We start from the raw sequence: 7,206 nt of genomic DNA, 5'->3' as shown, positions 1-7,206 counted from the left end.
GACCACCGCCCGACGCCCCGCCAGCGGCCGGCCGTCGGGCCCGGCCAGCACGCCCGCGATGGCGTCGAGGATCGCCGCCGGCTCGGCCATCCGGCCGGGACCGAACTCGCCGCAGGCCATCTCGCCCTCGTCCGGCCCGACCACGGCCATGCCGTGAAAACCGTCGAAGGCCTTCAGCCGTTCGACATTGGCCTGCACCGCCGGGTGCAGCCACATCCGCACATTCATCGCCGGGGCCAGCAGCACCCGTTTGTCGGTGGCCAGCAGGGTGGTCGAGGCCAGGTCGTCGGCCAGACCGTTGGCCGCCTTGGCGATCAGCCCCGCCGTCGCCGGCGCCACGACCACCAGATCGGCCCAGCGCGACAGTTCGATATGGCCCATGGCCGTCTCGTCATCGGGCAGGAACAGCTCGCTGCGCACCGGATGACCGGTCAGGGCGGCCAGGGACATGGGGGTGACGAAGGCGGCGCCGGCTCCCGTCAGGATCGCCCGGACCTCGGCCCCGCCCTTCCTGAGCAGCCGCACCAGCTCCAGCGCCTTGTAGGCGGCGATGCCGCCGCCGACGATCAGCAGGATCTTGCGTCCGGACAGCGAGGCCGTGGTCATGCCGCTGATCTAGCGATGCGGCCGCGCGGCGTCGAGGGGAACCCGATCAAACAGGAACATTGCGCGAACACATGACCTGTGGTTATCCTGTTGATGGCGGGTTTCAACCAAAGGAGGGTTTCATGATCGCCAACAGGGGTTCGATATGGCTGGCTGCGGCGTTGCTGGGGCTGGCCGGGTGCGGCAACGGCGGCTCGGCTGTCGAGACCCGCGACCGCGCAGCCGAGAGGGCTGAGGCGACCCTGACCGCCGGATCGGCGGAGACCGGGGAGGCCGCTCCGGAAACGATCCGGCCGGCGCTGACCGCCAATCGGCGCGAAACCGTCGACGCCAAGATCGCCCGGCTGTTCGAGCGCAACGGCGCCGACTTCGGCGCGGAGACGGCGGAAGATTATCTCGGAAAGGTCCGGGCCTTCACGTCGCGCCCGCCCGCCGGCACGGAACGGGCCGAGCGCCCCAATGGCGATGTGCTGCTGTATCAGGCCTCGACCAACACCTTCGCCGTCGTATCACGCGACGGCGCGCCCAGGACCATGTTCAAGCCGCGTGACGGCGCAGCCTACTGGGCCGAGCAGAAGGCCGCGGCGCCGGATTTCGGCCGCCGGCGCACGGGGTCGTCGGAAGAATAGGAGCGCCGGCACTCAGGGCCGGACGGGACGGGGACCGTCAGTCCTCGTCCTGTTCCTTGCGGTCGGCCATGTCCCGGATCAGCTCCAGGGCCAGCTTCTGCTGTCGGGTCGACAGCTGGGGCGCCAGGCGGCTGATTTCGATGGTGTAGCGCGTGGCCGGAAAGTCGTGCTCGAAAGAGCCTCCGCCCTCGGCCATGCCCGCGATCTGGGCCCCGGTCAGGCCCTCGAAGAAATAGCCGATGTCGACCTTGAAGAAGCGCGCGATGTCCCAGAGCTTGGACGCCGAAATCCGGTTGGCGCCCTTTTCGTATTTCTGGATCTGCTGGAAGGTCAGGCCCAGGGCCCGGCCGAGATCGCTCTGGTTATAGCCGAGCGCCAGGCGCTTCTCGCATACGCGCCGGCCCACATGCCGGTCCACGGGATGAGGGCCGTCTTCGCCCTTGCCTCTCGCCATCGTCCGTTCGTCCTTCGGTTGCTCTACCGCCAAGCCTGAATGCGCTCGCGATTCGTCCCTGTCATCAAAAAATGTAAAAACGGCGGCGCCCGGCACTGCCACGGTTGCGTAACCGGTTTTCTTCCTCTCGCGTGGCGTGAATCCTTACCGTCAGTGACCGAATCAGGCGGCCGAGAGGGTCGGACGAAGACGGTTCAGACGGCTCCACGGCGCGGCGGCCGCCAATCCGGCGAGCACCGCCAGCCAGAACAGCAGGTCGCCGAAGCGCCCATAGGGTGTCGTCGTCGTCGGCCGGGGCAGGCGAGCGTCGATGACGCCGCTCTCGCCCGGCTCCAGCCGCTGGTCGCCGACAATCCGCCCCCAGGGGTCGATCATGGCGGAGACGCCCGTCGGCGTGGACCGCACCACCGGCAGACCGGTTTCGATGGCGCGATAGCTGGCCAGATTCAGATGCTGGAGCGGACCGGAACTGCGACCGAACCAGGCGTCGTTGGAGATGTTGACGATCCACCCCGGCCGACCGGCCGCGCCGGGCGTGAATCCCGGATAGAGACTCTCGTAGCAGATCAGGGGCTGGGCCCGCGGCGCGCCGGGAATGTCTATGGGCGCGGGACGCGGGCCGGCGCTGAAGTCGGTCGGCATATGGGTCAGGCTGCGCACGCCCAGCGCCCCCAGCAGTCCGCCCGCCGGAAGATACTCACCGAAGGGCACCAGCCGGTATTTGTCATAGACGGCGCTGATGTTCAGCCCGTCGCCGCCCTCGTCCGTCAGGACGAACAGGCTGTTGAAGTAGCGTTCGCCCTCGGGCGCGGATGGATCGGAAAGGCCGCGGCCCAGCCCCATGATCAGGCTTTGGCCGGGCTGAACCGCGCGGGCGATGGACACAGCCTCCGGCGAGCCGGGCGCGAACACCTGATTGGCCGAAGCCGGCAAGGCCCCCTCGGGCCAGATGATCAGATCGGGCGTCACGGCGCCGGGCCGGGCGGTCAGATTGACATAGCGGTCGACGATGCCGCGATAGGCCTCGGGCGTCCATTTCGACTCCTGATCGACGTCGGCCTGGACGATGCGCACCACCGTACCGGTCAGCTCCAGCCGGGCCTGGGACAGCCGCACCGCGCCGCCGATCAACAGTCCGGCGATGGCCAGGGCGCCCAGCACGGCCGCGCCGATGCGGGCCTTGCGCGGGCCGGCGCCCAACAGCGGCCCGAAGGCGGCGGCCGCCGCCACCGTGACGAAGCTGAGCCCGTACACTCCCGCCACAGCGGCGAACTGGGACGCCGCCGAACCGGCCTTCCAGCTGGCCCCGGCGGGGTTCCAGGGGAAGCCGGTCAGGACATGGCCGCGCAGCCATTCCAGCAGACAGAACAGGGCGGCGAAGAACAGCGCCCGCTTGACCCCGCCGGGCAGGAAGCGGCGGTAGAGCGCCGTCGCCGTGCCCCAGAACAGGCCCAGACCGATCGGCAGGAGCGAGGCCGCGAAGGGCGCCATCCAGGCCTGGGCCGGATTGACCAGAAAGGCTTCGGCCACCCACCAGCAGCTGATGAAGAAATAGGCGAAGCCGGCCAGCCAGCCCATCCAGAAGCCGCCGCGCACCGAGGTGGAACGCTCGGCCAGGAACATCAGCAGGGCATAGCCGAGCAGTCCGGGCAGGATGCCGAACGGCGGATGCGCCAGCGCCGTCGCCGCCCCGGCGGCCAGCGCCAGTCCGATGCGGCCGAGGCGCAGGATCAGCCGCGCGCGCGGTCCGTCGTCATCAAGCGTCGCCGTGAGCAGATTCATGGGGCCTGTATGGGTCCGCGACGCCAAGCCTGGCAAGAAGGGTTCGCTCCTCGGCCTCCATCGCCTCGGCCTCGGCCTCATCGACATGGTCCCGGCCCAGCAGATGGAGCACGCCGTGCACGGTCAGGTGGGTGAGGTGGTCGGCCAGGGTCTTGCCCTGCGCTTCCGCCTCGGCCGCGCAGACGCCGAAGGCCAGCACCAGATCGCCCAGATGCGGCGCGGCGCTCTCCGCGGCCGGAAACGACAGGACATTGGTCGGCTGGTCCCGGTCACGGAAGCGGGCGTTGAGGTCGTGCACCGCCGCATCGTCGGTCAGCAGGACGACCACATCCCCCTCGACCGCCCCCAACGCCGCAGCGGCGGCCCGTTCGACCAAGGCGACGGCGTCCGGCAGGGCGTCCGTCCAGGCCGCATCCTCGATCTCGACCTCGATCACGAGTCCGGATCCTCAAGGTCGGCGGCGGGACGGCGGCTGGCGGCGTCGGCGTCATAGGCGCGCACGATCCGCTCGACCATGGCGTGGCGGACCACATCCTGGGCCTCGAACCGCTGCACCCCGACGCCCTTCACGTTCTCGAGGATGCGCAGGGCGTGTTTCAGGCCGGAGTCGCGCGGGTTCAGCAGGTCGACCTGCGACGGGTCGCCCGTCACCACCATGCGCGCGCCCTCGCCCAGCCGGGTCAGGACCATCTTCATCTGCAGCCGCGAGGTGTTCTGGGCCTCGTCGACGATGATGAAGGCGTGGGCGAGGGTGCGGCCGCGCATGAAGGCGATCGGCGCCGCCTCGATCTCGCCCTTGTCGCGCCGGCGGCGGACGTCGTCGGGGCCGAGGATGTCGTTCAGCGCCTCCCAGATCGGCGCCAGATAGGGATCGACCTTCTCGTTCAGATCGCCGGGCAGGAAGCCCAGCTTCTCGCCCGCCTCGACCGCCGGACGGGTGATGACCAGCCGGTCCACCTGCCCCCGCCGCAGCAGGGAGGCGCCATAGGCCGCCGCCAGGAAGGTCTTGCCGGTGCCCGCCGGACCGACGCCGAAGGTCAGTTCGCAGCGGCTGAGCAGGGACAGATAGTTGGCCTGGGCCGCCGTCTTGGGCGCGATGGCCCCGCGCCGCCCGACCGGCAGGGCGACGGCGTCCGGAGCGACACTCCCCTGCCCTGCCCGCGGCTGGCTCGCGGCGGCGCCCAGGGCCGTGCGGACATCCGCCTCGGTGATCTCCGCCCCGGTCTCGGCGCGGTCCGCAAGGGTCTCGATGACCCGCTTGGCCTGGGCCCGGTCACGGGCGGAGCCGTTGATGGACACGCCGCCGCCGGGGGTCTCGACCAGAACCTTGAACCGGTCCTCGATCAGGGCCAGGTGCCGGCTGCTGGGACCGATGACGGCGCGAAGGGCGCTGTCGCCCAGGGCCAGAAACTCACTCTCACGCGCCATGGACCGCCTTCTGCTTCACCAGCCGACCCTTCAATGAGTTCTGCTGGCCGTATTCGATCTCAACCGGAACGATCCGGCCAATCAGATGATCCGCGTGATCGACATGGACCGACTGCAGCCAGGGCGAGCGGCCGATGGCCTGGCCGGGCTGACGGCCCTTTTTCTCGAACAGCACATCCATGGTCCGTCCGGCCATGGCGGCGTTGAAGGCCGTCTGCTGCTCCCAGAGCAGGGTCTGCAGCGCGTGCAGCCGCTCGCGCGCGACCGGGGCCGGAACCTGGCCCGCCATGCCGGCCGCGGGGGTGCCGGGGCGCGGCGAATACATGAAGGAGAAGGCCGAGGCGTACCGGGCGCGCCGCACCAGATCCATCGTCTGTTCGAAATCGGCGTCCGTCTCGCCCGGGAAGCCGACGATGAAATCCCCCGACAGGGCGATGTCCGGCCGGCTGCTGCGGATCCGGTCGATCAGGTCGAAATATTTCGCCCGCCCGTGCTTGCGGTTCATCGCCCGCAGGATGCGATCCGAGCCCGACTGCACCGGCAAGTGCAGCCACGGCATCAGGGCCTCCAGCGCGCCATGGGCGGCGATCAGGTCGTCGGACATGTCGTTGGGATGGCTGGTGGTGTAGCGGATGCGGTCGATGCCCGGAATGTCCGCCAGCGCATAGGCCAGCCGCGCCAGGGTCGAGGGCGCGCCGTCCGGTCCCTCGCCGTCATAGGCGTTGACGTTCTGGCCCAGCAGGGTGACTTCGCGCACGCCCCTGGACGCCAGCTCCCGCGCCTCGGCCAGCACCGCCGCCACCGGCCGCGACCATTCGGCGCCGCGCGTATAGGGCACGACGCAGAAGGTGCAGAATTTGTCGCAACCCTCCTGCACCGTCAGGAAGGCCGTCACCCCGTCGCCGCCGCGCGCGGCCGGCAGGGCGTCGAATTTGTCGACCGGGGCGAAGTCCGCGCCGATCCGCTCGCCCCGCGCCCGCGCCGTGCGGGTCAGCAGTTCCGGCAACTGGTGATAGGCCTGCGGCCCGACCACCAGATCGACCGCCGGCTGTCGGCGCATGATCTCCTCACCCTCGGCCTGGGCGACGCAGCCGGCCACGGCGATGGTCATGGCCCCCTGCCCTGCCGCCGCCCGCTCGTCCTTCATGGCGCGCAGCTTGCCGAGCTCGGAATAGACCTTCTCGGCCGCCTTCTCGCGGATATGGCAGGTGTTGAGGATGACGAAGTCGGCGCCCTCGGCCGTATCCGTCGTGGCATAGCCCAGCGGGCGCAGGACATCGGCCATGCGCTCGGAGTCATAGACGTTCATCTGGCAGCCGTAGGTCTTGATGAACAGGCGCTTGGGCGCGGACTGTCCGTCCTGCGGCGGGACGAGGGTTTCGGTCATGGACGGGGTCTTTAGCGCGCCGGGGTCGGGCAGGCTACCGGAACCCGGACCCCAGGCCGCGTCGGGTCGAGGAGGCGGAGCCTCCTGACCGCGGCCAAACTCAAACGTCCAGCTTGTCCGGATCGACGCGATGGGCGTGGCGGGTGAAAATCAGGCCCTCGCGCGTGGACGGCTCGGCGCCCGCGATCGCCTTGCCGTAAAGCTCCAGCTTGTGGCCGATCAGTTCGAAACCCAGCCGTTCGGCGATCTCGTTCTTCAGCCGTTCGATCTCGGCGTCGAAGAATTCAATGACCTCGCCGGTGCGGGTGTCGATCAGGTGATCGTGGTGGTCGTCCCCGGCCTCTTCATAGCGGCTGCGCCCGTCGCCGAAGTCGTGCTTCTCCACCACCCCCGCCTCTTCGAACAGGCGGACGGTGCGATAGACGGTGGCGATCGAGATGTGGGGATCGATGGCGGAGGCGCGGCGGTACAGTTCCTCGACATCCGGATGGTCGTCGGCGCTGGACAACACCCGGGCGATGACCCGCCGCTGCTCGGTCATGCGCATGCCGCGCTCGGCGCAGAGTTTTTCGATCCGGTCCATGACGCGCAGGATAGGCGGGCCGCCCGCGCTAGGGAAGCGTCGCCGGCAAGTTGAGAGCCAGTATCAGCGCGTCCTGCCGCCCGCCGCCGGGGCGGGCGTAGTAGCCGGGTCGTCGCCCCGCCCCGGCGAAGCCCATCCCGGTGTAGAGGCCGAGGGCGGCGGCGTTGTCGTCGGCCACTTCGAGAAACAGGCGCGTGGCGCCGCGGTCCGCCGCCATGGTCGCGCCGTCACGGACCAGTCGGGCGCCGACGCCCTGCCGCCGCGCCCCGGGGCGGACGGCGAGGGTGAGGATTTCCGCCTCATCGGCGACCGCGCGCAACAGGATGAAGCCATCCGG

The 7,206-nt window shown here is 69.8% G+C and carries 9 protein-coding genes; 1 reads left to right on the top strand and 8 read right to left on the bottom strand.

Going from position 1 to position 7,206, the window contains the following annotated elements:
- Positions 1-606 (bottom strand): flavoprotein (locus QQJ79_RS14245; RefSeq protein WP_284223582.1); only part of this gene is annotated, 606 nt, incomplete at its 3' end.
- 122 nt (positions 607-728) lie between these two features.
- On the opposite strand from QQJ79_RS14245, the gene QQJ79_RS14240 reads away from it, so the two are divergent.
- Positions 729-1,235, top strand: a complete 507-nt coding sequence (locus QQJ79_RS14240; RefSeq protein ID WP_284223581.1) for an S-type pyocin family protein — start codon at positions 729-731, stop codon at positions 1,233-1,235.
- Between the two features lie 37 nt (positions 1,236-1,272).
- Here the strand turns inward: QQJ79_RS14240 and QQJ79_RS14235 are convergent, their stop codons facing one another.
- The 7 genes from QQJ79_RS14235 to QQJ79_RS14205 all read right to left on the bottom strand — a co-directional run.
- Complete coding sequence (locus QQJ79_RS14235; protein ID WP_284223580.1) at positions 1,273-1,689, bottom strand: helix-turn-helix domain-containing protein; 417 nt, start codon at positions 1,687-1,689, stop codon at positions 1,273-1,275.
- A gap of 162 nt (positions 1,690-1,851) precedes the next feature.
- Complete coding sequence (gene lnt / locus QQJ79_RS14230) at positions 1,852-3,471, bottom strand: apolipoprotein N-acyltransferase (RefSeq protein ID WP_284223579.1); 1,620 nt, start codon at positions 3,469-3,471, stop codon at positions 1,852-1,854.
- Positions 3,446-3,907, bottom strand: a complete 462-nt coding sequence (gene ybeY, locus QQJ79_RS14225; RefSeq protein ID WP_284223578.1) for an rRNA maturation RNase YbeY — start codon at positions 3,905-3,907, stop codon at positions 3,446-3,448. Before ybeY ends, lnt begins: the two co-directional genes overlap by 26 nt.
- Positions 3,904-4,899: a PhoH family protein gene (locus QQJ79_RS14220; protein WP_284223577.1), complete on the bottom strand. Its 996-nt coding sequence runs from the start codon at positions 4,897-4,899 to the stop codon at positions 3,904-3,906. Before QQJ79_RS14220 ends, ybeY begins: the two co-directional genes overlap by 4 nt.
- A complete protein-coding gene (gene miaB, locus QQJ79_RS14215; protein WP_284223576.1) occupies positions 4,889-6,286 on the bottom strand; it encodes a tRNA (N6-isopentenyl adenosine(37)-C2)-methylthiotransferase MiaB in 1,398 nt (465 codons plus the stop codon). The genes QQJ79_RS14220 and miaB overlap by 11 nt, the downstream gene beginning before the upstream one ends.
- Positions 6,287-6,386: 100 nt before the next feature.
- Positions 6,387-6,869: a Fur family transcriptional regulator gene (locus QQJ79_RS14210; protein ID WP_284223575.1), complete on the bottom strand. Its 483-nt coding sequence runs from the start codon at positions 6,867-6,869 to the stop codon at positions 6,387-6,389.
- 28 nt (positions 6,870-6,897) lie between these two features.
- Positions 6,898-7,206 (bottom strand): GNAT family N-acetyltransferase (locus QQJ79_RS14205; protein WP_284223574.1); only part of this gene is annotated, 309 nt, incomplete at its 5' end.

Source organism: Brevundimonas denitrificans (assembly GCF_030160755.1).
Classification (GTDB): domain Bacteria; phylum Pseudomonadota; class Alphaproteobacteria; order Caulobacterales; family Caulobacteraceae; genus Brevundimonas; species Brevundimonas denitrificans.
This window is presented reverse-complemented; position numbering and strand designations above follow the sequence as displayed.

Excerpts from the sequence above, each read along its gene's own strand:
- QQJ79_RS14240 (WP_284223581.1), top strand. The coding sequence starts at position 729 with ATGATCGCCAACAGGGGTTCGATATGGCTGGCTGCGGCGTTGCTGGGG.
- QQJ79_RS14235 (WP_284223580.1), bottom strand. The coding sequence starts at position 1,689 with ATGGCGAGAGGCAAGGGCGAAGACGGCCCTCATCCCGTGGACCGGCAT.
- lnt (WP_284223579.1), bottom strand. The coding sequence starts at position 3,471 with ATGAATCTGCTCACGGCGACGCTTGATGACGACGGACCGCGCGCGCGG.
- QQJ79_RS14220 (WP_284223577.1), bottom strand. The coding sequence starts at position 4,899 with ATGGCGCGTGAGAGTGAGTTTCTGGCCCTGGGCGACAGCGCCCTTCGC.
- miaB (WP_284223576.1), bottom strand. The coding sequence starts at position 6,286 with ATGACCGAAACCCTCGTCCCGCCGCAGGACGGACAGTCCGCGCCCAAG.
- QQJ79_RS14210 (WP_284223575.1), bottom strand. The coding sequence starts at position 6,869 with ATGGACCGGATCGAAAAACTCTGCGCCGAGCGCGGCATGCGCATGACC.